This window comes from Arthrobacter sp. SDR-2R, from assembly GCF_057747955.1.
This window is the reverse complement of the sequence record NZ_CM173231.1, coordinates 2361144-2387944: the sequence shown is the minus strand read 5'-3', so window position 1 is coordinate 2387944 and position 26801 is coordinate 2361144. Positions and strand designations below refer to the sequence as shown.

Here is a 26801-nt window from a genome sequence, read left to right as displayed (position 1 = left end):
CGGTGCAGGTTGTGGGAAATCTTAGTGGCCCTGCCCGCGATCGTGCTTATTGGGGTGCTGGCGGTGCGGATCGGCGTGCTCGTCCGTGGCGGCGTGGCGGTTGCCCAGGTTGGTGTAGGACCAGGCAATGAACATCAGGACCACCAGGATGCCGAACATGGAAACGCCAAAGACCCACGGTTCGGCCCACAGCGGCGCAAGCTCCTCATGGCCTGATTCACCTGCGGCGGCGACGGACGTGGCAATCTGCTGGAGCAGCATTTTCTCCCCTATGTTCAAGGATTTACGGGCAGCGGAACCTTCCGCTGCTTTCCGGGTTCTGGTCTATGTTACCGCGTTGCTATGCGCGGACCTGGCCTTCGCCCTGGACGATCCACTTGGTGGTGGTGAGCTCGGTCAGGCCCATGGGCCCGCGGGCGTGCAGCTTCTGGGTGGAAATGCCCACCTCGGCACCGAGGCCAAGTTCCCCGCCGTCGGTAAACCGCGTGGAAGCGTTCACGATCACCGCCGCCGAATCCACCTCGGCGATGAACCGTTCAGCGTTGGCAAGGCTGTTGGTGAGGATCGCTTCGGTGTGCCCGGTGGACCAGGTGCGGATATGTTGCACGGCCTCATCGAGGCTGTCCACCATGGCCACGGCCAGGTCAAGGTCCATGTACTCGGTTCCCCAGTCCACATCCGTGGCCGGCTGGGTCTCGATCCCGGGCAGCGCGGCGCTGATGCGCCCGTCCACGTGCAGGCGGACACCGGCGCCACGCAGGGCGGCGGCCACGGCGGGCAGGACGGTTGAGCGCGAATGCACCAGCAGGGTCTCGACCGTATTGCAGACACTGGGCCGCTGGGTCTTGGCGTTGAGCAGGATCTCCACGGCCATGTTTTCGTCGGCGGACTCGTCGAGGAAGATGTGGACGTTCCCCTCCCCCGTTTCGATGACGGGCACGGCGGAGTTGGTCACCACGGTCTGGATCAGGTCGCGGCCGCCGCGGGGAATCAGCACGTCCACCCTGCCGCGGGCCTTCATCAGGACGTTGGCACCGGCGCGGCCGTACTGGTCCACGGTCTGCACGGCGTCGGCCGGAAGGCCCACAGATTCGAGGGCTTCGCGCAGCACCCGGACCAGGACCTGGTTGGTGGCCTCGGCAGCGCTGCCGCCGCGCAGGATGACGGCGTTGCCGCTCTTGAGGGCCAGCCCCGCGATGTCCACGGTGACGTTGGGCCGTGCCTCGTAGATGGCCGCCACGACGCCCATGGGCACGTTGACCTGGCGGAGGCGGAGCCCGTTGGGAAGGGTCTGGCCGCGCACCACATTGCCCACGGGATCCGGGAGGTTGGCCAGGTTCTCGAGGGCGGCCACCAGCCCTGCCACGCGGGCCTCGGTGAGGGTGAGCCGGTCCAGGAGCGCGGCGGAGGTGCCGTTGGCCTTGCCTTTTTCCACATCCATGGCGTTGGCGGTGAGGATGGCCGGCACGTTCTCCTGCAGGGCGGCTCCGACAGCCCGGAGGGCGCGGTCCTTCCAGGCACGGTTGGCAGTGGCCATCCGGCGGGCAGCGTGGCGGGACCGGTCCGCGAGGGCGTGGACAGCCGCTTCAACCTCCGCAGCGGAAAGAGGCGCAGCAGCTGATCCCTGTTCTGCCACGGCACCCGGCTGCGCCTGCGCAGCAGTGGTTCCGGAATTTTCAGCAGTGTGGATCAGGGCTTCAGTCATGCTCCAAGTTTAGGCGAGCCCTGGGCTCAGACCAGCACCAGGTCATCAACATGAACAACTTCGCGGTCATAGCCGCTGCCCAGTGCCTCGCCCAGCTCCCGGGTGGAACGCCCCAGCATGCGGGGCAGCTCCTCCGACGAGTAGTTCACCAGGCCGCGGGCCACAACGATGCCGTCGGTTCCTGCCAGCTCCACGGCGTCGCCCGCTTCAAAGTCGCCCTGCACCGCGGAAATCCCCGCCGGCAGCAGGGAGGTGCGGTGGTGCCGCACGGCACGCACCGCCCCCTCGTCCAGGACCAGGCGGCCCTGCACCGAGGCAACGTGCGCCAGCCACAGGAGCCGGACGGGCTTGCGGGAACCGTTGACGGAAAACCACGTGCCCACGTCCTCGCCATTCAGGGCTGCGGCGGCGTTGGACATGGAGGTCACCAGGGCGTGAATGCCCGAACCTGCCGCCATGCTGGCAGCTTCCACCTTTGTCATCATCCCGCCGGTTCCCACACCGGCCTTGCCCGCTTTGCCGATGGAAACGCCCTCGAGGTCGTGCGCGCCCGTGACCAGGGGGATGCGCTTGGCACCCTGGGCGGGCGGCCCGTCATAGAGGGAGTCGACGTCGGACAGCAGCACCAGTGCGTCGGCGCGCACCAGGTGCGCCACCAGGGCGGCGAGCCGGTCGTTGTCGCCGAAGCGAATTTCGTGGGTGGCCACGGTGTCGTTCTCGTTGACCACGGGGACCACACCGAGGTTCAGCAGCCGGTCCATGGCGCGGAGGGCGTTGGTGTGCTGGCTGCGGCGCATCAGGTCCTCGGCCGTGAGCAGGACCTGGCTGACGGTGACGCCGTGCGCGCCGAAGGCCTGGGTGTACCGGGCCATCAGCAGCCCCTGGCCCACGCTGGCGGCGGCCTGCTGGGTGGCGAGGTCGCGGGGGCGCTTGGCCAGTCCCAGCGGGGCCAGTCCGGCCGCGATGGCGCCGGAGGAGACCAGGATGATCTCGGCGCCCGCGTTGCGCTTGGCCGCGAGTGCGTCCGCCAGGGCGGTCAGGGATTCCTCCGAGATGCCGCCCTTGATGCTGGTCAGAGACGAGGAGCCCACCTTCACGACGATCCGGCGGGCGCCTGCCAGTGCGCTCCTGTCCGCCGTCCGCCCGGCGGGTTCCGCGGTCATGCCCCTAGAGGTCATCGTCCGCTTCCAGTCCGCTCTCCTTCACAGGGTGGGCAGCGCGGCGGCCACTGACGGATTCGGTCCAGATACCGGCTTTCCGTTCCGCCTCGAGCTCGGCCCGGGCGGCGGCCTTGGCGTCACGGCGCTCCTGCTGCTCATCGCGCTTCTGGCTGCGGGTGGGCCGATCCCCAATGTCTGCGAACCGCACATCGGTGCCGCGCGGTGACGCCAGGAGCTCGGCCCCTGCCATCATGGTGGGCTCCCAGTCGAAGACGACACCGTCGTCCCCGCCGATGACCACGGTGTCGCCCGGCTTGGCGCCCTGCTTGAACAGTTCAGTCTCCACGCCGAGCTTGGCGAGCCGGTCCGCAAGGTAGCCGATGGCTTCCTCGTTGGTGAAGTCGGTCTGCTTGACCCAGCGTTCGGGCTTTTCGCCGAGGACGCGGAACAGCGGCTCCAGGTTCTTTTCCTCGCGCCGGATCTTGAAGCCGGCCTCGTTGACGGCGCGGGGACGCAGTACGGCGGGCTGGACCTTGGGCGGTGCCGCAGCGACGGCGTCGCGGGCCGCCTTGACGATCTCCGCCATGGCGAAGCCCAGCTGGCGCAGGCCCTCATGGCTGGTGGCGGACACCTCGAACACGCGGTAGCCGCGGGATTCGAGTTCCGGACGCACGAATTCGGCCATGTCCTTGCCGTCGGGCAGGTCTACCTTGTTCAGGGCCACCAGCCGGGGGCGGTGGTTCAGGGGTACCACTTCGCCGTCCTGGCCTGCGTAGCTCATGTCGACGGCGTACTTCTCCAGCTCGCCCTCGATGATGGCGAGGTCCGACAACGGGTCGCGCTCCGATTCCAGCGTGCCGCAGTCCAGCACGTGCACCAGGGCTGCGCAGCGCTCCACGTGCCGCAGGAAGTGGTGGCCCAGGCCGCGTCCCTCGCTGGCACCTTCGATGAGCCCGGGTACGTCGGCGATGGTGAACCGCACGTCTCCGGCCTGCACGACGCCGAGGTTGGGAACCAGCGTGGTGAACGGGTAGTCAGCGATCTTGGGCCGGGCCGCGGACATCGCCGCGATGAGGCTGGACTTGCCGGCCGACGGGAAACCCACCAGCGCGATGTCGGCGATGGACTTCAGTTCCAGGACGATGTCGCGGGACTCGCCTTCGATGCCCAGCAGCGCAAAGCCGGGGGCGCGGCGCTTTTGCGAGGACAGGGCGGCGTTGCCGAGTCCGCCAATGCCGCCTGCGGCGGCCACGTACTCGGTGCCCTCGCCGACGAGGTCAGCCAGGACGGTGCCGTCCTTGGACTTCACCACGGTGCCGTCCGGGACGGGCAGGATGAGGGTTTCACCGTTTTTGCCGCCGCGCCAGTCACCCATGCCGGGGCCGCCGTTGCTGGCGTGCCGGTGCGGTGCGTGGTGGTAGTCAAGAAGCGTGGTGGTCTGGTGGTCGACGCGGAGGATCACGTCGCCGCCGTTGCCCCCGTTGCCGCCGTCGGGTCCGCCCAGCGGCTTGAACTTCTCGCGGTGGACGGAGACGCACCCATGGCCGCCGGTACCGCCGGATACGTGCAGTACTACCCGGTCTACAAAGCTGGCCACGTGGATCTCCTCAGAAACTGTTTACCTGGCGGCCCAGGGGACGCCACATCGATTGTAATGCGGTTAAAAGAACAGTGGAGCGGACCCTCAGGCCCGCTCCACCGTTTCAGAACTTGTTGTTACTCTGCAGCTGCAGCAGCAACGATGTTGACTACGCGACGACCGCGGCGGGTGCCGAATTCAACCGCGCCCGGGGTCAGGGCGAACAGGGTGTCGTCGCCGCCACGGCCAACGCCGGCGCCCGGGTGGAAGTGGGTGCCACGCTGGCGGACGATGATCTCGCCGGCCGAAACAACCTGGCCGCCGAAGCGCTTGACGCCGAGGTACTGAGCGTTGGAATCGCGACCGTTGCGAGTGGAGCTCGCGCCCTTTTTATGTGCCATCTGAAATGCCTGCCTCTAAATTCTGGGGAATCTGTTGAAATGCCTGAACAGTAACCGGTGGTTACTTGATGCCGGTGATCTTGACCTTGGTCAGTTCCTGGCGGTGACCCTGGCGCTTCTTGTAGCCGGTCTTGTTCTTGAACTTCTGGATGACAATCTTAGGACCACGCAGGTCCTGGAGGATTTCAGCCGTAACAGTTACCTTGGCCAGGTCAGCGGCGGCGGAGGTGACCTTGTCACCATCAACCAGGAGCAGTGCGGGCAGCTCAATGGTGCTGCCGGCTCCACCGGCGACGCGGTTCAGGGTAACGAAGTCTCCAACGGAAACCTTCTCTTGGCGGCCGCCTGCGCGGACAATCGCGTACACCACTTGGGAACTCACTTCTCTCGACGTTTATTACAAAATTTGCGTGCGAAACCGACTTGCTAAAAGCTTGGTTTCTCGCTGTGCCTCAACGCCGTGGGGTCGTAACCCAAGTGTTGGCGTAAGCACCGAAGATCAAGAATACGCTAAATCCATCTTCGGCCGCAAATGAGGCTGGTTCAGGCGGGCCGGCTGTGGTAGTAACCACAGCCCGGCAGGAACCGCCGCAACCGTGCTCCACCATCATAGCCGGGCCCGGCCCGCGGGGGTCAGGAATGCAGCCTCGGCGCGTCGAAGAACTCCACTTCCAGGCGGCAGGACTGCTTGAACGCCGTCACCATCGCCGCCCTCTCATGGTCCGGCGCGGTCCGTCCGGCTGCATCCACGATGGCGATGGCTTTGCGGGTTGCTTCGGCGAAGCCCTCGTCGGCGTACGTCCGGAGCCAGGCCGCGTAGGCATGGCCGTCCGGTTCGCCCGAGGCCAGGAACCGGGCGTGGAGCTTCCCGCCGACTTCGGCGTAGAGCCAGAAGCAGGGAAGCACGGCGGCGGCGAGGACGGCATAGCTGCCCGACGCCGACGCTGCCGTGAGGTGGTCCACGTATGACTTGGTGACGGGGCCCAGGCCCTTCGGGGCCGGGCGGGTGCTGAGCCACGAGCGGTGGAGTTCCGATTCCACCTCAAGGCACTGCTGCGCGGATCCGGCCCAGAAAAGCTGCTCGGCCTCCGAGGGGGCCAGCGCGCTGGCCCGTGCCAGCACCCTGGAGTAGCCGTTCAGATAGAGGGCATCCTGCGCCAGGTAGTAGGCAAAGTCCTTCTCCGGAAGGTCTCCTGACGCCAGGCCGTGGATGAAGTCCAGTGCGTAGATGTCCGCCAGGTCCTGTTGGGCTTCCGACCACAACCGGGCCGCGAAGCCGCCCTCCTCCAGGACCGGCCGCACGTGGTGGAAGTGGTGTACGGGGCCGTTCCCCTGGCCCACCTCCAATTGGCCGGAGTTCTCAAGTGCGCCGGCCAGCCAGGGCTTGACCGTTCGCAGTGATGCCTCCCAATTGCCCAAACGGGCCTGGACTGTTGCCATGGCAGAGGACAGGGAACAGCCCGTCCCGTGGCTGTTCCGCGTGGAAACCCGCTTCCCCTGCACTTCCACCACGTCCGGCCCCAGGAGGCCCGAAGCGTTAACCAGAGCATCCGGGCAGTCGAGGCCTGAAAGGTGGCCACCCTTGACCAGCACGGTGGCTCCGGTGGCTTCCGCCAGGCGCCTGCCCTGGTCCAGCGCGGTGTCCCAGTCTTTCGCCGGCTCCGTGCCCAGCAGCAGCGCGAGCTCGGGAAGGTTGGGGGTGATGAGGTGGGCAAGGGGCAGCAGTTCCCGGAGCGCGGCTTCGGCGGATTCCTTCAGCAGCCGGTCGCCGCTGGTGGCCACCATGACGGGGTCCAGGACCACAACGGCGGGACGGGCCTTTTCGAGCCACTGGCGGACAGTGCGGATCACCGACTCGTCGCCCAGCATGCCGATCTTGACGGCGTCGATGCTGATGTCGTCACTGACCGCGTCCAGCTGCTGGGCCAGGAAGCCGGCCGGCGGGACGTGGACGGACTGCACGCCCCGGGTGTTTTGCGCCGTGAGTGCCGTGATCGCGGCCATGCCGTATCCGCCATGGGCGGCAATGCTTTTGAGGTCCGCCTGGATCCCGGCCCCGCCGGACGGGTCGGAGCCTGCAATGGAGAGGACGCGCGGGACATCGCGGCCCCCAGGCAGCGCGGGGGCCACGCCGGACGCTGTGGGCAGGGGCATGGAGAGGGTCGAAGACAACAGACATCCCTTCGCCGGTACTAGCCGGACAGGTTCAACGGGTGTGGATCTCAGCCGGCCTTCTGCGCGGCACCCCGTGTCGGGTTCCAGAGTAGCCGCTGGGGCGTACCCGGCGGAAAGGTGACAGCACCCGCGCATGCAGGAAGTCCCCGCCCGTGGACTGTTCCCCCTGAATTCATGGGGGACAGTCCGCACGACGGGGACTTCCTGGGTGGCGCGTTAACTGCGCCTTGGCTTAGAGCTCCGAGGCGGGGACGCCGACGCCGAGGATGATCGGTTCCCCTGCCGGCTTGCCGGGCTCCGCCGCAGCGGGCTGTGCTTTGGCGGTGTCCGGGGCCTTGGCTGCGTGCGAGTGCCCCGCGCCTGTCGCCTGGACGTTCTCGTGGTGCTGGACAGCGGTTTCATTTGCGGCACCCTGGGCACGGCTGGCAGCGCGGTGGCGCCGCGGCCTGCGTTGCCGGGACTGCTCCAGCGTGTGGTCGGAGTAGTCCTTTTCCACCGGAGCTTCCACGGCGGCACGCGCCTCCGCTCCCCCGCCGGGCTGCTGTTCGGGCACCGACTGTTCGGGCGCTGACTGTTCGGCCGGCTTCACCGTGTCTGCGGCCTTGGCGGGCGCGTTCTCCACCGGGGAAGCCGGCTGGCCGAGGTGGGCGAAGGCTTCCGCGAGCCGGTCCAGCGTGAGGGCGGGCCTGGGATGCTGGTCCTCAGCGTGCTCCACGAAGGGAAGCGGGACTTCCTCGCCGCCGAAGGTCAGGACAGCTGCGGGGCGTGCCGGGCCATCGGCGTCGTGCTTCTCTTCAACAGGGACCTGCGCCGGCTCGGCGGACGGTGCCTGCCGGGTGGCTGCCACCTCATCGTCATGCAGGTGGGCCGCATGGGCGGCAGCCGCGATGTTCGCCAGGGCAAGCCGGGTGGCCTCTGCCTTGGCGTGCCGCTCTGCGTCTGTGGGGTCCGGCAGGACGGTGTGGACGTGGACAGCAGGCGCCGGGGCAGCCTCGGGCTGCTGGCCGCCGCGTCCCCGCCGCCGTTTGCGCTCGGGACGGACTCCGGGCTGGCCGCCATCGGCCCGCTGCCCTTCGGGGCGGTGGGCTTCCCCGCGGGCTTCGGGGCGGCTGTCGGCGCGCTGGACGTGGTGCTCGGCCGCCACAATGTTGGCGCGGCGGTGCTCCACGGGATCGTCGTGCGTCACTACGCCCCGGCCGGCGCAGGCCTCACACTGCTCGCCGAAGACTTCCAGCAGGCCCGTCCCCATGCGCTTGCGGGTCATCTGGACCAGGCCCAGCGACGTGACCTCGGCAACCTGGTGCTTGGTCCGGTCGCGGCCCAGGCATTCCACCAGGCGGCGCAGGACCAGGTCGCGGTTGGATTCGAGCACCATGTCGATGAAGTCGATCACGATGATGCCGCCGATGTCGCGCAGCCGCAGCTGGCGCACCACTTCCTCGGCAGCTTCCAGGTTGTTCTTGGTGACGGTTTCCTCGAGGTTGCCGCCGCTGCCGGTGAACTTGCCGGTGTTGACGTCCACCACGGTCATGGCCTCGGTGCGGTCGATGACCAGGGAGCCGCCGGAGGGCAGGAACACCTTCCGCTCAAGGGCCTTTTGGATCTGCTCGTCGATGCGCCAGGCGGAGAAGATGTCCTGGTCCTTGGTCCACTTCTCGAGGCGGCCCACCAGGTCCGGCGCCACGTACGTGACGTAGGCCTCGATGGTGTCCCAGGCCTCCTCACCGGAGACGATCAGTTTGGAGAAGTCCTCGTTGAAGACGTCCCGGACCACCTTGATGGTCAGGTCCGGTTCGCCGTACAGCAGCTCCGGGGCCAGGATCTTGGTGGACTGGGACTGGCTTTCGATGCCTTCCCACTGGGCGCGCAGGCGGTTGATGTCGTGCGTCAGTTCCTCTTCCGAGGCACCTTCCGCGGCGGTCCGGACGATGACGCCGGCGTGCTCGGGCAGGCGGTCCTTGAGGATGCGCTTGAGGCGGTTGCGTTCGACGTCGGGCAGCTTGCGGGAGATGCCGGTCATGGAGCCGCCGGGCACGTAGACCAGGTAGCGGCCGGGAAGGGAGATCTGGCTGGTCAGCCGGGCGCCCTTGTGGCCGACGGGATCCTTGGTCACCTGGACCAGGACGGTGTCGCCGGATTTGAGCGCGTTCTCGATGCGGCGCTGCTTGCCTTCGAGGTTGACGGCTTCCCAGTTGACCTCACCGGCGTACAGCACGGCGTTGCGGCCACGCCCGATGTCCACGAACGCAGCTTCCATTGACGGCAGCACGTTCTGGACCTTGCCCAGGTAGACGTTGCCGATGAGCGAGTCCTGCTGGGTCTTGGATACGAAATGCTCGGCCAGGACACCGTCTTCAAGGACGGCGATCTGGATTCTGTCGTCGCGCTGGCGGACGATCATCTGCCGGTCCACGGATTCGCGGCGGGCCAGGAACTCGGCCTCGGTGATGACGGTGCGGCGGCGGCCGGTGTCGCGGGATTCGCGGCGGCGCTGCTTCTTGGCCTCAAGGCGGGTGGAGCCCTTGACGCTGGTGACCCGGTTGTTGACCGGCGCTTCACTGACCGCGCGCGGGGCACGGACCCTCGTCACCGTGTTGGGCGGGTCGTCGCCTTCCCCGCCGGTCAGCTCCAGGTCCTGGTCACCGCGGCGGCGGCGACGGCGGCGGCGGGACGTCACGCCGTCCTCGGCTTGTGTGGCGCTGTCCTCGTCGGCCTCGTCCTCGGCGTCAGCCTCGGCGCTGCCACCCTCGATGTCCTCGTCCGCCTTGTCGCCGACGCGGCTGCGGCCCCTGCGGCCGCGGCTGCGGCGCCGGCGGCGGCTGGAGGAATCGTCGCCGTCGTCGGTTTCTTCCTCTTCAGGTTCCTCGACGGCGGGTGCTGCGGGACGGACCACGGTGCTGAGGTCCGGGGCCTGGAAGAGCACGGATGTGGGCGATGCAGGCTCCAGGAAGAGGGAACCAAAGGGGCTGGCGGCCGCGGCGGGGGCGGTCTGTTCCTTGACCGCAGCGTGCTCTTCCTTGGCCACAGCGGGGGTTTCCCGGGCAGGCCCGGGGGCTCCGGCAGCCTCGGCGGCCGCGACGGGTTCCTGGGGCTGCTCCTGCGCAGGAGCTGCTTCCTGGGCGGCAGCTTCCTCCCGGGCCGGTTCCTGTGCCGGGGCTTCCGGGATTGCTGGTTCTGCAGCGACGGCGTCCGCTGCCGCGGCTTCCGCCGCGGGCGGGGCAGCCGGGGACGCGGCCTTGCGGGTGGCTACCCGACGGCGGCGAACAGGTTTGGTTTCGGCGTCCGCCGTGGCAGCAGGTGCTGCGGCAGCGTCTTCACCGGCCACGGCCGGTGCCGGGGCATCAACGGACGCAGCATCAACAGGCGCAGTGCCGGCGGCAGCGGTTGCCTCTGCGTCATCAGCGAAGGCGGGCAGGGGTTCGGGGGCGTCCGCTTTCCTGCGGGCGCGGGTGCGGCGGGCCGGGGCCTTGGTCGCCGCGGCGGCTTCCGCCGACGGCGAGTCGCCGCTTACTTCAGGGGCGGCTGCCTCCGGCGCCGTGGCCGCTGCATCCGTCACGGCTTCTTCGGTCTTGGGAGCCGTTTTCCGGCGGGTACGTACAGCCCTCTTGGGTGCAGCAGCAGCCTCGGCAGCCGGTGCATCATCGTTAACGGCCAGTTCCTGATCATTGTCCATATGTGGCAACACTCCTGCCCCTGACGTACCGCCACATCCGGCACCCATTGGGGCACATATTGTCAAAACCCGCAGGCGTTGACAGAAGTCACGTGGATACTCCCAGGTTCGCACCGTCATTGGGGTGCGGCAGCCCGTGGGAGCCGGTGGATGTTCTGAAAACCCGTTGTTCTGCGTGCCACAACCAGGTGCCGCCCAATGGAGTGGCGGGAGTGCCGGAAGAATCCGAAGCCTGCCCTGCCCATCATTGGCGGTCTTGGGAACATACCACCGGACCGGAGTCCGAATGTGGATCGGCTTCCAGCCACGTTCATTCTCTCATACCCGCGCCGGATCGCCGCGGAGGCAGGCACTTCCGTTCCCATTCCTGTGTGGCGGCACCAGCCGCCGGCGTTACAATCAGGCTCAGGAGCACCGGACGAAAAGGACGCCACACCCATGCCCAGCATCTCCCCCGTCAGCGCCCATGAAACGGAAAGGGCCACGGATCCGCAGGCCACTGCGGCCGCAGGCGTTCCGCGGATGGCCCGGAACCGGCCCTTCGGCTGGCTGCTGGTCATCACCGGAATCGTGGGCTGGCTTGCCTCCGGAACCCTGGTCCTGGAAAAGCTCGAAGTCCTCAAGGACCCCAACCACACCACCGTCTGCGACGTGAACCCCTGGATCTCCTGCGGCCAGGTCATGCAGACGTGGCAGAGTTCGCTGTTCGGTTTCCCCAACATGTTCATCGGTATCGTCGCGTTCGCCGTCACCATAACCGTGGGCATGGCGTTGCTGTCCGGTGCCGCGTTCGCGCGGTGGTACTGGATGGGGCTTCAGGTGGGCGTCACGCTCGGCTTCGCCTTCGTGGTGTGGCTGTGGTCCCAGGCCCTGTATTCGATCCACATCCTGTGCCCGTTCTGCATGATCGTCTGGGCGGCCATGATTCCGCTCTTTGTGTGGACCACCATCAGGAACATCACGGCCGGAGTGATCCCAATGCCCGCGGGGGCGGCCCGCGTGCTGGGTGATTCCGGCTGGATCATCACGGCACTGCTGTACGTGGCCGTCGTCGCCACCATCTTCTTCGCGTTCATCCAGGTCTTTGCGGGCACGTCAGGCTTCTGAGCTGCGGACGGCAAAAGGCCCCTGGTTCCGAAGAACCAGGGGCCTTTTGCTGTCCTTGGACTGTCAGCCCTGGAACCAGATCTTGATCTCGCGCTCGGCGGAGTCGGTTGAGTCGGAGCCGTGCACCAGGTTCTGCTGGACCTTCAGGCCCCAGTCCCGGCCGAAGTCGCCGCGAATGGTGCCCGGGGCCGCGGTCGTGGGGTCCGTGGTGCCGGCCAGTGACCGGAACCCTTCAATGACGCGGTGGCCTTCGAAGATGGCCGCCACCACGGGTCCGCTGAGCATGAACTCCACCAGCGGCTCGTAGAACGGCTTGCCTACGTGCTCCTCGTAATGCTGCTCCAGCAGCTCACGGGTGGCGTCGACCTTTTTCAGCTCAACAAGGCTGTAGCCCTTGGCTTCAATGCGGGCCAGGATGGCGCCGGTCAGGTTACGGGCGACGCCGTCGGGCTTGATCAGGACGAGGGTGCGCTCTGTAGTCACAACTGCTCCAATGCGTTCGTGGGGTTTCGGGATAAGTCTACGGGGACTGGCTTACGGGGACTGGTTTACAGGGACTGGGGCTGGGCGGGACCGGCCCCGTCCGGGTGGGCGGCTTCCCATTCGGCCTGTTCGCGTGCCCGCTGCGCAGCCTCGCGGTCCAGCCGGATGCCGGTGCGGATTCCGTACCACCAGGCCGCGGCGAAAAGCCCACCCACCAGGAACATGGCCGGCTCGAAGATGCCTGTGAGGATCAGGACCAGCTGCAGGATCCAGCCCAGGCCGATGCCCCAGGGCCTGTTGAGGACCGCGCAGGCGAAGATCATGACCACGCTGAGTGCGATCCCCACGCCGAGGATCAGTGCCGGCGGAAACTCTCCGCGGCGCAGGCCAAACACCACCAGGGTGGCGAAGAACATGACGAACGCTTCCAGGAGCAGCACGGTGGAGGCGAACATCACCTTGGTGGAGCGGCGCTTCTTGGGCATGCCGGGACGCCACTCGCGCTGGGCCTTGGTCAATCTGGCCACGCTTACGCCTCCGTTTTTCCGAGCAGGATCCGCGCCTCTGCCACCAGGGTGATGGAGCCGGTGACCAGCACGCCGCCGGAAAGGTCGTCATTGGCTTCGGCCCGTTCCACGGCCCATTCGAGTGCGTCGTCCAGCTTTTCGGCGATGTGGACGTTGTCCTCGCCAAATCCCAGGTCGATCGCCAGCTCCGCCAGCTCGGCGGCCGGAACCGCCCGGGGAGAGTTGGACTGGGTGAAGCAGTACTCCACTGCCATGTCGCCCAGCGACTCCCTGATTTCGCGCAGGATCTCCTCCGCGTCCTTCTCCTTGAGCACGCCCACCACCGGAACCAGCCTGGTGAAGGTGAATGCTTCCCGCAGGGCGGCGGCGGAGGCCTTGATGCCGTCGGGGTTGTGGGCGGCGTCCACGATGATGGTGGGTGCGGTCCGCACCACCTCAAGGCGGCCGGGGGACGTAACGGCCGCGAAGCCTTCCTGCAGCACGTCGATGTCGAGTTCCTTTTCACCGCCGAAGAACGCCTCCAAGGCGGCCACCGCGACGGCAGCGTTCTGTGCTTGGTGGGCGCCGTGCAGTGGCAGCATGAGGTCCGGGTAGCGGCCGGCGATGCCCTGGATAGTCAACACCTGCCCGCCAACAGCCACCGTCCGTGACTCGACACCGAACTCAACGCCCTCGAAGCGGAACGGTACGCCCACCTCCTTGGCCTTCTCCAGCAGCACCTGGGCCGCATCGAGGGGCTGGGCCGCGCTGATGAGGTAGCCGCCGGGCTTGATGATGCCGGCCTTTTCGCGGGCGATGTCCTCCGTGGTGTCGCCCAGGAGGTCGGTATGGTCCAGCGAAATCGGCGTCACCACCGAGACCTGGCCGTCGCCGACGTTGGTGGCATCGGTAATGCCGCCCAAACCCACCTCGATGATGGCCACGTTGACCGGCTGGTCAGCGAAAATGGCGAAGCCCAGGATGGTGAGGCACTCGAAGTACGTCAGTCTCGGCTCCCCCTCGGCTTCGAGTTCCGAGTCCACAATCTGCAGGTAGGGCCTGATTTCGTCCCAGATCCTGACAAACGTCTCGTCGGATACCGGATGGCCGTCGATGCTGATCCGCTCGGTGACCTTGGACAGGTGCGGGCTGGTGTAGCGTCCGGTGCTCAGGCCGTGGGCGCGGAGCACGGACTCGATCATCCTGGATGTGGACGTCTTGCCGTTGGTTCCGGTCACATGGATGATCGGGAACGCCTTGTTGGGCTCGCCCAGCACGTCCATCGCACGGAACAGCGGAGCCAGCCGCGGCTCCATCTTGTTTTCCGGCGCCCGTCCCAGAAGTTCGGCGTACACGCTTTCCACGGAAAATTCGTCGCTCATGTCCTAGGCCTCCACTTTTTCAACCGCGACACCGTCAACGCCAGTCGCAACGAGTACCACTTGCGAGTTTGACAGCGTCGTTGGTTGCCCGCTGAAGATCAGGTCGGTCGAGAGGGTTTCTTTGCAGATGAGGTGCGTGTGGGGCTGCAACTGACGGATCGCTTCTGGCGTGGCTCGGACAGTTGTTTTGACGCGGTCGCTGACATTGAGCCCTTCATCCTTACGTGCCTGCTGGATGGCCCTGATAACGTCCCGGGCCAGTCCCTCGGCCTCAAGCTCCGGAGTGACGACTGTGTCCAGCACTACGAATCCGCCGCTTGCAAGTACGGCTACAGAACCTGAGCCGGACATTGTGGTCGCCAATTCAAATTCGTCCGGCTCAAGCGTGTACCCATCTATCAGCAACTGCGTTCCAGAAACGACGCCGAGTCCGTCATCGATAGCTTTCTTTACACGCTTGAGGTTGGGTCCAAGCTTGGGTCCTGCCTTTCGGAAGTTGAGCTTGATTTCTTGCCCGATTCCGTACTTTTCAATAGCCTCAGCCGTGGCCTGCTCAAAAGTAACGGACTTGAGGTTCAGTTCATCCGCGATAGTGTCCGCGAAAGGCCTTAACAGTTCCGCACCAAAAGTAACTACACTCAGGCCCTGAAGCGGCAGCCTGACACGTAGTTTTGCAGCCTTTCGAAGGCTGGAACCCGCCGAGCATATATTGCGCACCCGGTCCATGGTTTCCACCAGGGAGGGATTGGCGGGGAAGAGGTCCGCGTCCGGCCAGTCGGCCAGGTGCACGGACCGGCCGCCGGTCAGGCCGCGCCAGATTTCCTCGGAAACCAGCGGCAGCAGCGACGCGGCGGCACGGGTGACGGTCTCCAGGGCAGTGAACAGCGCATCGAAGGCGTCCCGGTCCTCGTCGAAGAACCGCTGGCGGCTGCGGCGGACGTACCAGTTGGTGAGCATGTCCAGGTAGCTGCGCAGCGAGTCGCAGGCGCCGGAGATGTCGTAGGTGTCCAGCTGTGCCGTCATGCTGCGGACAAGGTCGCCCGTGTTGGCCAGCAGGTACTGGTCCAGGGTGTCCCGGTAGCCCTCGTAGCGCCGTTTGGCATCGTAACCGGCGCCACCGTTCGCGGCGTTCGTGTACAGGGTGAAGAAGCTGTACACGTTCCAGAGCGGCAGGATCACCTGGCGGACGCCGTCCCGGATGCCCTGCTCGGTGACGATCAGGTTGCCGCCCCGGAGGATGGGACTGGACATGAGGAACCAGCGCATGGCGTCGGAGCCGTCGCGGTCCAGGACCTCGGAGACGTCCGGGTAGTTGCGCAGGCTCTTGGACATTTTCTGGCCGTCGGATCCAAGCACAATGCCATGGCTGATGACGTTGCGGAACGCCGGCCGGTCAAACAGTGCGGTGGACAGGATGTGCAGCATATAGAACCAGCCGCGGGTCTGGCCGATGTACTCCACGATGAAATCCGCGGGGTTGTGCGTGTTGAACCAGGCTTCGTTTTCGAACGGGTAGTGCACCTGTCCGTAGGGCATGGAGCCGGAGTCGAACCAGACGTCCAGGACGTCCTCGACGCGGCGCATCACGGACTGGCCCTCTTCGGGGGTGCGGGGATCGTCCGGGTTGGGCCTGGTGAGCTCGTCGATGAACGGCCGGTGGAGGTCCACCTCGCCGTCCTTGTTCAGGGGCAGCCGGCCGAAGTCCGCCTCGATCTCGGCCAGGGAACCGTAGACGTCGGTGCGCGGGTATTCGGGATCCGTTGACTGCCACACGGGGATGGGGCTGCCCCAGAAGCGGTTCCGGCTGATGGACCAGTCGCGGGCGTTCTCCAGCCATTTGCCGAACTGGCCATCCTTGACGTTCCCCGGGATCCAGTTGATCTCCTGGTTCAGTTCGGACATCCGGTCCTTGAACTTGGTGACCTCCACATACCAGGAGGACACCGCACGGTAGATCAGCGGGTTGCGGCAGCGCCAGCAGTGCGGGTAGCTGTGCTCGTAGCTGGCCTGCCGGACCAGCCTGCCCTGGGCGCGGAGCACTTGGGTGATGGGCTTGTTGGCCTCGAAGACCTGCAGGCCCGCGATGTCGTGGAGGTCGCCGTGCTTGAACAACGGCAGGAATTTGGCACCCTCGTCCACGGAGAGCACCACGGGAATGCCGGCCTCCTCGCAGACTTTCTGGTCGTCTTCACCGTAGGCGGGCGCCTGGTGCACCACGCCGGTTCCGTCGGTGGTGGTGACGTAGTCAGCCACTACGAACCGCCAGGCGTTCTCCATGCCGTACTTTTCGTTGTCGGCAAAGTCGTCCCAGAGCCGCTGGTATGCCAGGCCTTCCAGTTCGGCGCCGGAGTGGGTGGACACCACGGCGGCTTCCGCGTCCTCGAAGCTGTCGTAGCCGAGGTCCTTGGCGTAGGCGCCCAGGAGGTCCGCCGCGAGCAGGAAGCTGCCCGTGACCGGGGCGTCGGCCGAGGCGGCCTTGATGCCGTTGGGACCGGCGGGCAGCACGGCGTACGTGATGGAAGGCCCGACGGCGAGCGCGGCGTTGGTGGGCAGCGTCCAGGGGGTGGTGGTCCAGGCGAGCGCCTGCACGCCGGCAAGTTCCTTGGACAGTTCCGAATCCCCCGCAAGGATGGGGAAGGTGACGGTGACGGTCTGGTCCTGGCGGTTCTTGTAGACGTCGTCGTCCATGCGCAGCTCATGGTTGGACAGCGGGGTTTCGTCTTTCCAGCAGTACGGCAGCACCCGGTAGCCGTTGTACGTCAGGCCCTTGTCATGCAGCTGCTTGAACGCCCAGAGGACCGACTCCATGTACTCGACATTGAGTGTCTTATAGTCGTTGTCGAAGTCCACCCACCGGGCCTGCCGGGTGACGTAGCTGCGCCACTCATCGGCATACTTCATGACGGACGCGCGGCAGGCGTCGTTGAACTTGTCGATGCCCATGGCCTCGATCTGGGTCTTGTCCGTCATCCCCAGCTGTTTCATGGCCTCCAGCTCGGCGGGCAGGCCGTGGGTGTCCCAACCGAAACGGCGTTCCACGCGCTTGCCGCGCTGGGTCTGGTAGCGGCCAACCAGGTCCTTGGCGTAGCCGGTGAGGAGGTGGCCGTAGTGGGGCAGGCCGTTGGCGAACGGCGGGCCGTCGTAGAACACGAATTCGTTGCTGCCCGGCTCCCCGCCGGGGACGTCGGCGCTGCGCTGGTCAATGCTGGCCTGGAAGGTGCCGTCCTGGTCCCAGTACTTCAGGATGCGCTCTTCGATCTCCGGGAACTTCACGGAGGCGGAAACGCCGGCGCTGCCTTTGGAGGAGGTGCTGGAGGCTGAGGCCTTGGGGTAAAACGTCATGTTCGACATCCTGGGTTGAGCGTGGTGAGCCCCCGGCACGGCCGGAGGTTCCGTTCAGGATGCGAGGACGGCTGCCGTGCCGTCCCGAAGACTGCACGCCCACCGCGGTACCACCTCACTTACCGGCGCCGCGTGGTTCCCAAAGGAACACCCGCCGCCCCGGCCGCTTCATTACTGCTGTGACGGGCTTACCCGTCCGGTTCTACTGACGCGGGCCCGCCTTGCGGGGCGCGGCCTGCGTGTTCTTCCGGAAGCTCACCGGTGATTGCCGGGTCATAGCCACTGCAGAGTCTACTATCGCCGCGGCATCCAGTGCCATTCCGGGCGCAACGCGGTTCCGGCGGGCAGTGCCGTTCCGCCGGGGTGTGCCGTTCGGGGCGGGCCGGGCCATTTCCGGGCGGCCTTCTCCGTCCGGGGGCTGCCGCCGTCACCGTGCATTGCCTAGACTCGCGTCATGACGGCTTCCGGGCGCCCCGCGGGATGGAGGCGTACGGCCACGGCGTGCAGGTGGCTGTTCATCCCTGCTGCCCTGCCGGTGGCGGCGGTCTCCGCCGTCCGCGCGGTGCCTGCCGACTGGCCGGTACTCGGTGTCCAGCTGGTGGCATTCACGCCCTGGCTCGCCGTTCCCGCCGCCGCAGCGCTGCTCATGGCCTTCGCTGGACGGAGCCGGTGGCAGCAGGTCCTGGCCACGGCACTGGCGGCCTGCCAGGTGTTCTGGCTTTTCCCGCTCGATATCCGCGCACCGGCCGCCGGGGCAACCGCCGGGGCAGCGGCCGGGGCTTCCGGCACGTCGGTCTCCCTGGTTGCCATGAGCATCAACACGGAACTGGGCGGGGCTGATGCCGGCAGCATCGTGGCCCTGGTCCGTGATTTGCATGTAGACCTGTTGGCGGTTGAGGAGTACACACCCGAAATGGCGCGAAAGCTGATGGCGGCCGGACTCGACGACCTGCTCCCCCACCGGGTTGCCCAGGCCCGTGACCGCGCCGCAGGCTCCGCCATCTACTCCTCCTACAACCTGACAGCCACCGGCGTCCTCCCGGACACGCGGTTCGCCATGCCCGTGGCACGCCTTGACCTCGGCAGCGGTGCCGGCCTGCGTGTGGTGGCAGTCCACGCCCTGGCGCCAGCGGGAAAAGGCCTCAGTCAATGGCGCAGCGACCTGGCTGCCGTGGCCAGGGCTGCCGACGGATCCGGTCCCCTGCTGCTGGCGGGAGACTTCAACGCGACCTACGACCACCGGGAATTCCGGGACCTGTTGGCCGGAACGGGCGGCAACCTGCCCCTGGTGGACGTGGCTGCCGCCGTGGGCAGCAGGCTGGTGCCCACGTGGCCCATGCGCGGCTTCCGGCTGCCGGGGATTGCCCTGGACCATCTGGTGACCAGCCCGGACATCAGAGCATCGGATTACTCGGTCCACCGGGTTGGCGGGACGGACCATGCCGCCGTGGCAGCCACCCTGACCGTCGGGGTCTCCCAGTGTTCCTGACCGGTCCAGCCACGGGATGGGCAGACCCCGCCCGGCTCAGCCCTTCCTGACCAGCTTGTGGGTGGCTGCCTGCGCTACCGGCCGGATGACGATCTGGTCCAGGTTGACGTGGTGCGGAACCGTGACGGCATAGCGGACCACGTCGGCCACGTCCTCTGCGGTCAGCGGCTTCTCAACCCCCCGGTAGACCTTGTCCGCCGCCTGCGCGTCCCCCAGGCGGTTGAGCGCGAATTCCTCGGTCTGCACCAGGCCCGGCGCCACCTCGATGACGCGGACGTTGTTCTCCACCTCTTCAAGCCGGAGCGCGTTGGTCATGGCGTGCTGGGCGAACTTCGCGGCGTTATAGCCGCCGCCGCCCTCGTACGCGTCCAGTCCCGCAGTGGAGGTGAGGTTCAACACGGTACCTTCGCCGTTGGCGCGCAGCATGGGCAGGAAGGCGCGGGTGAGCTTCATGGTGCCCAGGACGTTGACCCGGTACATCCACTCCCAGTCCTCCGTGCTGGCATCTCCTACCCTGTCGGCGCCGCGGGCGCCGCCGGCAATGTTGATGAGCGTATCGATGCCGCCCGCGTCGGTGACCTGCGCGAGGAGCCGGGACACGTCGTCGTCCTCTGCAATGTCAGCAGGAATCGCCACGGCGCCTGTCCCGCTTTCCAGGGCGGCCAGGCGTTCGGCGCGGCGTGCCACGGCGAAGACCGTCCACCCGTCGGCGCGCAGCGCGCGCACAGTGGCCTCCCCGATTCCGCTGCTTGCTCCGGTCACCAGTGCCGCTTTTTTCTGCATGTCCTTCGTCATGGCACCACCCTAACGGGATCAGCCGGCAGGACGTCCCCGGAGGTAATCAAGCAGGACAAGGGCGTGGTTTGCCTCCGTGTTGCGGGCAGCGTAGAGCAGGGTGATCCTGGGGTGGCCGGCGGCCAGTTCCAGCAGCGTCTCCACCGCCGGATTGGAATCCAGTTCCACCCGGTAGCGTTCGCTGAATTCCGCGAACCGTCCGGGGCGGTGGTTGAAGTCCTTGCGCAGCCCGGTGGACGGGGCCACGTCCTTGAGCCACACATCGATGGCCGCGTTGTCCCTTGACATCCCGCGCGGCCAGAGACGGTCCACCAGCACCCGGCAGCCGTCGTCGTCCGCCGGTGGATCGTAGATGCGCTTGATGCCGAAGGTGCCCCGCTGTTGGACCATACGCCGCATGCTACCCGCCTTCGCATGCGGCCGGGCGGACCGGTTGGGTGGGATGGAAGCGGGCATGAAAGAATTGCCCAATGGCTGAAGACACGCAGGGTACAGACACGCCCACCACCGCCCCCATCAACGTTCCGGACAAGCCGGCCCTCGAAGGCCTCGAAGCAGCGCTCACCCAGCGCTGGCTGGCCGAGGGAACCTACAAGTTCAACCGCGACACCACCCGGGAGCAGGTCTACTCGATCGACACTCCCCCGCCCACGGCGTCGGGATCCCTGCATGTGGGCCACATGTTCTCCTTCACCCAGACCGACGTGCAGGCGCGCTACATGCGCATGACCGGCAGGAACGTCTTCTACCCCATGGGCTGGGATGACAACGGCCTCCCCACGGAGCGCCGTGTCCAGAACTACTACGGTGTCCGCTGCGATCCCGCCATCCCCTACAACGCCGACTACCGGCCGCCCGCCCAGCCTGCCAAGAACCAGCGCGATTTCGACGTCGTCTCACGCCAGAACTTCATCGAACTCTGCGAGGAACTGGCTGTCGAGGACGAGAAGGTCTTCGAAAACCTGTTCCAGACCCTGGGCCTGTCCGTCGACTGGGACCTGACGTACCGCACCATCGACGACACCTCCCGCGCCGTGTCCCAGCGCGCCTTCCTTGCCAACCTGGCCGCCGGCGACGCGTACATGGCCGAAGCACCCACACTGTGGGACGTCACCTTCCGCACGGCGGTTGCGCAGGCCGAACTGGAGGACCGTGAGGTTCCGGGCGCCTACTACCGGTACCCCTTCTTCACCGAAGACGGGGACAAGGTCTTCATCGAGACCACGCGTCCGGAACTCCTGGCTGCCTGTGCCGCGCTGGTGGCAAACCCCGACGACGAGCGGTACCAGCCGCTGTTCGGCAAGACCGTGAAGTCCCCGCTGTTCGACGTTGAACTCGAGGTCAAGGCCCACCCGCTGGCCAAAGCGGACAAGGGCTCCGGTATCGCCATGGTCTGCACCTTCGGTGACCTGACCGACGTCACGTGGTGGCGGGAACTGCAGCTGCCCACTCGCGCCATCATGGGCCGCGACGGCCGCATCATTGCCGAGACCCCCGACTGGATCACCAGTGAGGCCGGCAGGGAAGCGTACGCCGCGATCGCCGGCAAGACGGCCTTCTCCGCCAAGGAAGCCGTGGTGGAACTGCTCAAGGAAGCGGACCTGCTGGACGGTGAGCCCAAGAAGATCACCCACCCGGTCAACTTCTTCGAGAAGGGCGACAAACCCCTGGAAGTGGTCACGTCCCGCCAGTGGTACATCCGCAATGGCGGCCGCGACGAGGACCGCCGCGAACGCCTGATCGGCCGCGGCAAGGAGATCGACTTCCACCCGTCCTTCATGCGCTCCCGCTACGAGAACTGGATCGCCGGCCTGAACGGTGACTGGCTGGTCTCCCGCCAGCGGTTCTTCGGCGTGCCCATCCCCGTCTGGTACCCGCTCGACGCCCAGGGCAACCCGGAGTACGACAACCCCATCCTGCCCTCCGACGAACTGCTGCCCGTTGACCCCGCGGCTGACGCCGCCCCCGGCTTCGACGAGGCGCAGCGCGACCAGCCCAACGGCTTCACGGGCGATGCCGACGTCCTGGACACGTGGGCCACCTCCTCGCTGACCCCGCAGATCGTTGGCGGCTGGAGCCGCGACGAGGACCTGTTTGCCAAGGTCTACCCGTTCGACCTCCGCCCCCAGGGCCACGACATCATCCGGACCTGGCTCTTCTCGTCGGTGGTCCGCGCCGATGCCCTCCAGAACTGCGCGCCGTGGAAGCACGCTGCCATCTCCGGCTGGATCCTGGACCCGGACCGCAAGAAGATGTCCAAGTCCAAAGGCAACGTGGTGGTCCCCACCGACGTGCTGAACGAGTACGGCTCGGACGCGGTCCGCTACTGGGCTGCCTCCGCACGCCTTGGCGCCGACACCGCCTATGAGATTGCCCAGATGAAGATCGGCCGCCGCCTGGCCATCAAGCTCCTCAATGCCTCCAAGTTCGTGCTGAACCTCGGTGCCACCGAGAACTCGGTGCTGGCCGGCGATCTCTCCGTCCTTTCGAACCCCCTGGACCGTGCCCTGCTGGCCCAACTGGCCGACGTCGTCACCCAGTCCACCAAGGCGTTCGACAACTACGACTACGCCCGCGCCCTGCAGCTCACGGAGACATTCTTCTGGCAGTTCACGGATGACTACGTGGAGCTGATCAAGGACCGCGCCTATGGAGCGGCAGGCGAAGCCGAGCAGGCATCAGTGCTGGCAGCCCTGGCCACCACCCTGGACACCCTGTTGCGCCTCTGCGCCCCGTTCCTGCCCTTCGCCACCGAGGAAGTCTGGAGCTGGTGGCGCAACGGATCGGTGCACCGGGCGGCGTGGCCGGCCGCGCTGGAGATCCCCGGCGGAGACACCACCATGCTGGCAACTGTGGGCGTGGCCCTCAGCGGTGTCCGCAAGGCCAAGTCCGAGGCAAAGGTCAAGCAGCGCACCGAGGTCCTCTCCGCGACGATCACCGCTCCGGAGGCACTGACGGCGCAACTGCAGGCTGGCCTGGCCGACCTGAAGGCGGCGTCCAACGCCCGGCAGATCACGTTGGTGGCGGGCGACGGAGACCTTGCCGTCACGGACGTTGCCCTCGCCGCCAGCGACGAACCCGCCAAGGCCTGACAGCCGGTCTCATCCGAACGGGCCCGTTTCCGGGCAAAGGGGAAGCCCCATCAGCGTTTTGCCGTTGGTGGGGCTTCGACTTTTCGGCCATCTTGTGACGTTATTTCGATGGTCTGGCAGGATCCTCCGAAACTCCAGGTCTTACTACACCGTCACTGGTAGCTTGCACTCAACTTTGCCGATGGCTGCGTCAAATTACATATCACTGGATCTTTGGTTCCTGCGTCCCGCCTCTTTCGAAGTGGGTAAAAACCATTGTTCTCCTGCCCCAAGGCATGCACAAGGGCCCCGCAGGAACTACACGCTGGTAGTTTCTGCGGGGCCCTTGGCGCGGCCAGCCAATGGCAGGCGGCCCGGCGCTTAGTTGAATTCCGGGCTCTCCGTGCGGCTGCGCTTGAGCTCGAAGAAATGCGGATAGGCGGCGATGGTGGTGGTGGCGTCCCAGATCCTGCCGGCTTCTTCGCCGCGGGGGATGCGGGTCAGGACCGGTCCGAAGAACGCCGTTCCGTTGAAAGCGACCACGGGCGTTCCCACGTCCTGGCCCACGAGTGAGATGCCTTCTTCGTGGCTGGCCCGGAGCTGCCGGTCATAGGCGTCGGTGGTGGCGGCATCGGCCAGGGAGGCGGGCAGGCCACACTCGGCGAGGGCTTTGGTGATGACCTGTGCGCGGTCCTTTTCCCCCTGGTTGTGGATCAGCGTGCCCATGGCGTCGTAAAGCGGCTTGATGACCTGCGGGCCGTGCCCTTCGCGGGCCGCAATGATCACGCGCACCATGCCCCAGGCGTTGATCATGGACTCCCGGTAAGCGGGCTCCAGGTCGCGTCCCTCATTCAGGACGGCGAGGCTCATGACGTGCCATTCGGTCTCGATGTCCCGGACGGCCTCCACCTCGCCGAGCCAGCGGCTGGTGACCCATGCGAACGGGCAGAGGGGGTCGAACCAGAAGTCGGCTTTGTTCTTGGCAGGTACAGTCACAGGGTCCTCTCGGTCAGGCAGACTTACGGCGCTTGGCCACGTGCGGAATCATGGTGGGTTCGGCCCCGCGCAGGACCACGTCCTCGGTGATCACCACGCTGGCGACGTCCTCGCGGCTCGGGAGATCGAACATCACGGGAAGCAGGACTTCCTCCAGGATGGCGCGAAGACCGCGTGCACCGGTGCCACGCTCCAGTGCCTGGTCGGCGATGGCTTCCAGGGCGGGCTCGTCAAACACCAGCTCCACGCCGTCGATCTGGAACATCTTCTGGTACTGCTTCACCAGGGCGTTCTTGGGGGTGGACAGGATCTGGATCAGGGCGTCACGGTCAAGGTTGGACACCGTGGTGATCACCGGAAGGCGGCCAATGAACTCCGGGATCAGGCCGAACTTCAGCAGGTCCTCCGGCATGACTTCGCCGTAGGAGTCCACCTTCTTGCTGGCGTCGTTCAGTGGGGCGCCGAAGCCGATGCCCTTGCGGCCGGAGCGGGAACCGATGATCTCCTCCAGGCCGGCGAAGGCGCCGGCCACGATGAACAGGACATTGGTGGTGTCGATCTGGATGAACTCCTGGTGCGGGTGCTTCCGTCCGCCCTGGGGCGGGACAGAGGCAACGGTGCCTTCCAGGATCTTCAGCAGGGCCTGCTGCACGCCCTCACCGGATACGTCACGGGTGATGGAGGGGTTTTCGCTCTTGCGGGAGATTTTGTCGATCTCGTCGATGTAGATGATGCCCTGTTCGGCCTTCTTGACGTCATAGTCTGCGGCCTGGATGAGTTTGAGGAGGATGTTCTCCACGTCTTCACCCACATAGCCGGCCTCGGTCAGGGCGGTGGCGTCCGCGACGGCGAACGGGACGTTCAGGCGCCGGGCGAGGGTCTGGGCCAGGTAGGTCTTGCCGCAGCCGGTGGGGCCGATGAGGAGGATGTTCGACTTGGCGATTTCGACGTCGTCGTGATGCCCGCCGTCCCCCAGGCTTCCGGACTTGGGCGCGTGGCCCGCCTGGATGCGTTTGTAGTGGTTGTAGACCGCGACGGCGAGGGAACGCTTTGCGGGCTCCTGGCCGATGACGTATTCCTGCAGGAAGTCGAAGATTTCGCGCGGCTTGGGCAGTTCAAAGCTGCCGAGGTCTGCCACCTCCGCGAGCTCCTCTTCGATGATTTCGTTGCACAACTCGATGCACTCATCACAGATGTAGACACCGGGCCCGGCAATGAGCTTGCGCACCTGCTTCTGGCTCTTTCCGCAGAAAGAGCACTTCAGCAGATCCGTGCTCTCGCCAATCCGAGCCATATGTGAACCCCTTAGTATCCTGCTGCCAGGCAGCCCTGCACCGTTGCTGAAATCTTCGGCCGGCCCGCGGGGGCCGGTTTGTGACAACATCCACTCTAGGTCACATTCGCCCCCAAGGGTGGAAAGAAAAGGCCGGTGCGGCCAAATGAAGCTGGGCCGCACCGGCTTTCCGTACTGCTACCTCGTGATTGCCTGGGGCTTGATCTTGCGTGAGTCAAGCACCTGGTCGATCAGGCCGTATGCCTGCGCCTCTTCGGCGGTGAGGATCTTGTCGCGCTCGATGTCGTTGTTGACCTGCTCCGACGTGCGGCCGGAGTGGTGGGCCAGCGTGTCTTCGAGCCAGGAGCGCATGCGCATGACCTCGGCCGCCTGGATCTCCAGGTCGGAAGCCTGGCCGCCCTGGCCGCCGGACAAGGCCGGCTGGTGGATCAGGACGCGGGCGTTGGGCAGTGCCAGCCGCTTGCCGGGGGTACCGGCAGCCAACAGGACAGCAGCCGCGCTGGCGGCCTGGCCCAGGCAGACCGTCTGGATCTCGGGACGGATGTACTGCATGGTGTCGTAGATGGCCGTCATGGCCGTGAACGAACCGCCCGGGGAGTTGATGTAGAGGGTGATGTCGCGGTCCGGGTCGGTGGACTCAAGGACCAGCAGCTGGGCCATGATGTCGTCGGCGGAGGCGTCGTCAACCTGCACGCCGAGGAAGATGATGCGGTCCTCGAACAGCTTGGTGTAGGGGTCCTGGCGCTTGAAGCCGTAGGGCGTGCGCTCCTCGAACTGCGGCAGGACGTAGCGGCTGGACGGAAGATTGCCGGCGGACCACCCGAAGTTGTAGTTCATTGTTTTTGCTCCTGATCGAAGTGTTCTGGTTGCCGGTTAGTTCTGGGAGGCTGATTCGCCGGAGGACCCGTTGGACGTTCCGCCGCCGCCGGATACCGAACCGGCGTGCGCGGCGATCTTGTCGAAGAAACCGTACTCGAGGGCCTCTTTAGCCGTGAACCACTTGTCACGGTCGTTGTCCTTGAGGATGGTCTCAACGGTCTGGCCGGTCTGCTCGGCCGTCAGTTCCGCCATGACCTTCTTCATGTGCAGGATGAGCTCGGCCTGGATCTTGATGTCCGAGGCCGTGCCGCCGATGCCGCCGGAGGGCTGGTGCATCAGGACGCGGGCGTTGGGCGTGGCGTACCGCTTGCCCTTGGTGCCCGAGGAGAGCAGGAACTGTCCCATGGACGCGGCCAGGCCGGTGGCGACGGTCACGACGTCATTGGGGATGAACTGCATGGTGTCGTAGATGGCCATGCCTGCGGTGACGGAGCCGCCGGGCGAGTTGATGTAGAGGTAGATGTCCTTTTCCGGGTTCTCGGCCGAGAGCAGGAGCAGCTGCGAGCAGATCGCGTTGGCGTTGTCATCACGCACCTCCGAGCCCAGCCAGATGATCCGCTCCTTGAGGAGGCGGTTGTAAATGTAGTTGTCCTGGGCTGCAGGATCGACGGTCGCCATCCGGGGGGCCTCTGAGTGCTGTGACATGTTTACTTACCTCTCACTGGTGACGGTGACATCACTGAAAATCACTACTTGGACACTAACCGGTTTCCCCGGCGTTTTGTTCGCGCACTGACGGCTGTTCGCTGACGGCGCACGATCGC

21 protein-coding genes and 1 riboswitch are annotated in these 26801 nt (G+C 66.3%); of the genes, 3 read left to right on the top strand and 18 right to left on the bottom strand.

The annotated features are described in order from the left end of the window. Window positions 1-21 precede the first annotated feature (21 nt). The 8 genes from AC3ANU_RS11105 to AC3ANU_RS11070 all read right to left on the bottom strand — a co-directional run bounded on the left by AC3ANU_RS11105 (window position 22) and on the right by AC3ANU_RS11070 (window position 10693). The gene (locus AC3ANU_RS11105) at window positions 22-261 is read right to left on the bottom strand and encodes a hypothetical protein (RefSeq protein ID WP_018769459.1); all 240 of its coding nucleotides are present in this window, start codon (window positions 259-261) and stop codon (window positions 22-24) included. A 79-nt stretch (window positions 262-340) separates the two neighbouring features. Further along, window positions 341-1705 (bottom strand): glutamate-5-semialdehyde dehydrogenase, encoded by a 1365-nt coding sequence (locus tag AC3ANU_RS11100; protein ID WP_056390655.1) that lies wholly within the window; start codon window positions 1703-1705, stop codon window positions 341-343. A 26-nt stretch (window positions 1706-1731) separates the two neighbouring features. Next, the gene (gene proB / locus AC3ANU_RS11095) at window positions 1732-2868 is read right to left on the bottom strand and encodes a glutamate 5-kinase (RefSeq protein ID WP_488314534.1); all 1137 of its coding nucleotides are present in this window, start codon (window positions 2866-2868) and stop codon (window positions 1732-1734) included. A gap of 4 nt (window positions 2869-2872) precedes the next feature. After that, window positions 2873-4462 carry a GTPase ObgE gene (gene obgE / locus AC3ANU_RS11090; protein ID WP_018769462.1) on the bottom strand — a complete coding sequence of 530 codons (1590 nt, stop codon included), beginning with the start codon at window positions 4460-4462 and terminating at the stop codon, window positions 2873-2875. Between the two features lie 119 nt (window positions 4463-4581). Next, the gene (gene rpmA / locus AC3ANU_RS11085) at window positions 4582-4845 is read right to left on the bottom strand and encodes a 50S ribosomal protein L27 (RefSeq protein WP_009372867.1); all 264 of its coding nucleotides are present in this window, start codon (window positions 4843-4845) and stop codon (window positions 4582-4584) included. A 61-nt stretch (window positions 4846-4906) separates the two neighbouring features. Further along, window positions 4907-5215 (bottom strand): 50S ribosomal protein L21, encoded by a 309-nt coding sequence (rplU, locus tag AC3ANU_RS11080; protein WP_003803420.1) that lies wholly within the window; start codon window positions 5213-5215, stop codon window positions 4907-4909. A 263-nt stretch (window positions 5216-5478) separates the two neighbouring features. Further along, on the bottom strand, window positions 5479-6999 hold the full coding sequence (gene thiD / locus AC3ANU_RS11075) for a bifunctional hydroxymethylpyrimidine kinase/phosphomethylpyrimidine kinase (protein WP_488315970.1): 1521 nt from the start codon (window positions 6997-6999) through the stop codon (window positions 5479-5481). A gap of 7 nt (window positions 7000-7006) precedes the next feature. After that, a riboswitch (TPP riboswitch) is annotated at window positions 7007-7104 on the bottom strand. A 148-nt stretch (window positions 7105-7252) separates the two neighbouring features. Further along, a complete protein-coding gene (locus tag AC3ANU_RS11070) occupies window positions 7253-10693 on the bottom strand; it encodes an Rne/Rng family ribonuclease (protein ID WP_488314533.1) in 3441 nt (1146 codons plus the stop codon). Between the two features lie 438 nt (window positions 10694-11131). On the opposite strand from AC3ANU_RS11070, the gene AC3ANU_RS11065 reads away from it, so the two are divergent. Further along, a complete protein-coding gene (locus tag AC3ANU_RS11065; protein ID WP_056390664.1) occupies window positions 11132-11800 on the top strand; it encodes a vitamin K epoxide reductase family protein in 669 nt (222 codons plus the stop codon). Window positions 11801-11863: 63 nt separating this feature from the next. Here AC3ANU_RS11065 and ndk read toward each other — a convergent pair whose 3' ends face one another. From ndk to ileS, 4 genes are all read right to left on the bottom strand, one after another. Beyond that, window positions 11864-12283: a nucleoside-diphosphate kinase gene (ndk, locus tag AC3ANU_RS11060; RefSeq protein ID WP_018769466.1), complete on the bottom strand. Its 420-nt coding sequence runs from the start codon at window positions 12281-12283 to the stop codon at window positions 11864-11866. Between the two features lie 65 nt (window positions 12284-12348). Next, window positions 12349-12810: a DUF4233 domain-containing protein gene (locus tag AC3ANU_RS11055; RefSeq protein WP_488314532.1), complete on the bottom strand. Its 462-nt coding sequence runs from the start codon at window positions 12808-12810 to the stop codon at window positions 12349-12351. Window positions 12811-12812: 2 nt separating this feature from the next. Beyond that, window positions 12813-14171, bottom strand: coding sequence for a bifunctional folylpolyglutamate synthase/dihydrofolate synthase (locus tag AC3ANU_RS11050; RefSeq protein WP_488314531.1), 1359 nt, complete (start codon window positions 14169-14171; stop codon window positions 12813-12815). Window positions 14172-14174: 3 nt separating this feature from the next. Then, window positions 14175-17513 (bottom strand): isoleucine--tRNA ligase, encoded by a 3339-nt coding sequence (gene ileS / locus AC3ANU_RS11045; protein ID WP_488314530.1) that lies wholly within the window; start codon window positions 17511-17513, stop codon window positions 14175-14177. Window positions 17514-17967: 454 nt separating this feature from the next. On the opposite strand from ileS, the gene AC3ANU_RS11040 reads away from it, so the two are divergent. After that, the gene (locus tag AC3ANU_RS11040; RefSeq protein WP_488314529.1) at window positions 17968-19002 is read left to right on the top strand and encodes an endonuclease/exonuclease/phosphatase family protein; all 1035 of its coding nucleotides are present in this window, start codon (window positions 17968-17970) and stop codon (window positions 19000-19002) included. Between the two features lie 36 nt (window positions 19003-19038). Here the strand turns inward: AC3ANU_RS11040 and AC3ANU_RS11035 are convergent, their stop codons facing one another. Both AC3ANU_RS11035 and AC3ANU_RS11030 read right to left on the bottom strand, forming a co-directional pair. Then, complete coding sequence (locus AC3ANU_RS11035) at window positions 19039-19797, bottom strand: SDR family oxidoreductase (protein ID WP_223991877.1); 759 nt, start codon at window positions 19795-19797, stop codon at window positions 19039-19041. Window positions 19798-19815: 18 nt separating this feature from the next. Next, complete coding sequence (locus tag AC3ANU_RS11030) at window positions 19816-20196, bottom strand: DUF488 domain-containing protein (protein WP_134164655.1); 381 nt, start codon at window positions 20194-20196, stop codon at window positions 19816-19818. Window positions 20197-20267: 71 nt separating this feature from the next. Here AC3ANU_RS11030 and valS point away from each other — a divergent pair, with 71 nt between their 5' ends. Further along, window positions 20268-22889, top strand: coding sequence for a valine--tRNA ligase (valS, locus tag AC3ANU_RS11025; protein WP_488314528.1), 2622 nt, complete (start codon window positions 20268-20270; stop codon window positions 22887-22889). Window positions 22890-23249: 360 nt separating this feature from the next. On the opposite strand, the gene AC3ANU_RS11020 is transcribed toward valS, so the two are convergent. From AC3ANU_RS11020 to AC3ANU_RS11005, 4 genes are all read right to left on the bottom strand, one after another. Continuing rightward, window positions 23250-23864 (bottom strand): mycothiol-dependent nitroreductase Rv2466c family protein, encoded by a 615-nt coding sequence (locus AC3ANU_RS11020; RefSeq protein ID WP_488314527.1) that lies wholly within the window; start codon window positions 23862-23864, stop codon window positions 23250-23252. 13 nt (window positions 23865-23877) lie between these two features. Beyond that, window positions 23878-25158 (bottom strand): ATP-dependent Clp protease ATP-binding subunit ClpX, encoded by a 1281-nt coding sequence (clpX, locus tag AC3ANU_RS11015; RefSeq protein WP_018769475.1) that lies wholly within the window; start codon window positions 25156-25158, stop codon window positions 23878-23880. Window positions 25159-25335: 177 nt separating this feature from the next. Then, on the bottom strand, window positions 25336-25995 hold the full coding sequence (locus AC3ANU_RS11010) for an ATP-dependent Clp protease proteolytic subunit (protein WP_018769476.1): 660 nt from the start codon (window positions 25993-25995) through the stop codon (window positions 25336-25338). Window positions 25996-26031: 36 nt separating this feature from the next. Next, on the bottom strand, window positions 26032-26655 hold the full coding sequence (locus AC3ANU_RS11005; RefSeq protein WP_056390687.1) for an ATP-dependent Clp protease proteolytic subunit: 624 nt from the start codon (window positions 26653-26655) through the stop codon (window positions 26032-26034). Between the last annotated feature and the right edge of the window lie 146 nt (window positions 26656-26801).

Coding starts and splice junctions, on each gene's coding strand:
- AC3ANU_RS11105 (WP_018769459.1), bottom strand. CDS start 261: ATGCTGCTCCAGCAGATTGCCACGTCCGTCGCCGCCGCAGGTGAATCA.
- AC3ANU_RS11100 (WP_056390655.1), bottom strand. CDS start 1,705: ATGACTGAAGCCCTGATCCACACTGCTGAAAATTCCGGAACCACTGCT.
- proB (WP_488314534.1), bottom strand. CDS start 2,868: ATGACCGCGGAACCCGCCGGGCGGACGGCGGACAGGAGCGCACTGGCA.
- rpmA (WP_009372867.1), bottom strand. CDS start 4,845: ATGGCACATAAAAAGGGCGCGAGCTCCACTCGCAACGGTCGCGATTCC.
- thiD (WP_488315970.1), bottom strand. CDS start 6,999: ATGCCCCTGCCCACAGCGTCCGGCGTGGCCCCCGCGCTGCCTGGGGGC.
- AC3ANU_RS11070 (WP_488314533.1), bottom strand. CDS start 10,693: ATGGACAATGATCAGGAACTGGCCGTTAACGATGATGCACCGGCTGCC.
- AC3ANU_RS11065 (WP_056390664.1), top strand. CDS start 11,132: ATGCCCAGCATCTCCCCCGTCAGCGCCCATGAAACGGAAAGGGCCACG.
- AC3ANU_RS11050 (WP_488314531.1), bottom strand. CDS start 14,171: ATGAGCGACGAATTTTCCGTGGAAAGCGTGTACGCCGAACTTCTGGGA.
- ileS (WP_488314530.1), bottom strand. CDS start 17,513: ATGACGTTTTACCCCAAGGCCTCAGCCTCCAGCACCTCCTCCAAAGGC.
- AC3ANU_RS11040 (WP_488314529.1), top strand. CDS start 17,968: ATGACGGCTTCCGGGCGCCCCGCGGGATGGAGGCGTACGGCCACGGCG.
- AC3ANU_RS11035 (WP_223991877.1), bottom strand. CDS start 19,797: ATGACGAAGGACATGCAGAAAAAAGCGGCACTGGTGACCGGAGCAAGC.
- AC3ANU_RS11030 (WP_134164655.1), bottom strand. CDS start 20,196: ATGCGGCGTATGGTCCAACAGCGGGGCACCTTCGGCATCAAGCGCATC.
- valS (WP_488314528.1), top strand. CDS start 20,268: ATGGCTGAAGACACGCAGGGTACAGACACGCCCACCACCGCCCCCATC.
- clpX (WP_018769475.1), bottom strand. CDS start 25,158: ATGGCTCGGATTGGCGAGAGCACGGATCTGCTGAAGTGCTCTTTCTGC.
- AC3ANU_RS11010 (WP_018769476.1), bottom strand. CDS start 25,995: ATGAACTACAACTTCGGGTGGTCCGCCGGCAATCTTCCGTCCAGCCGC.
- AC3ANU_RS11005 (WP_056390687.1), bottom strand. CDS start 26,655: ATGGCGACCGTCGATCCTGCAGCCCAGGACAACTACATTTACAACCGC.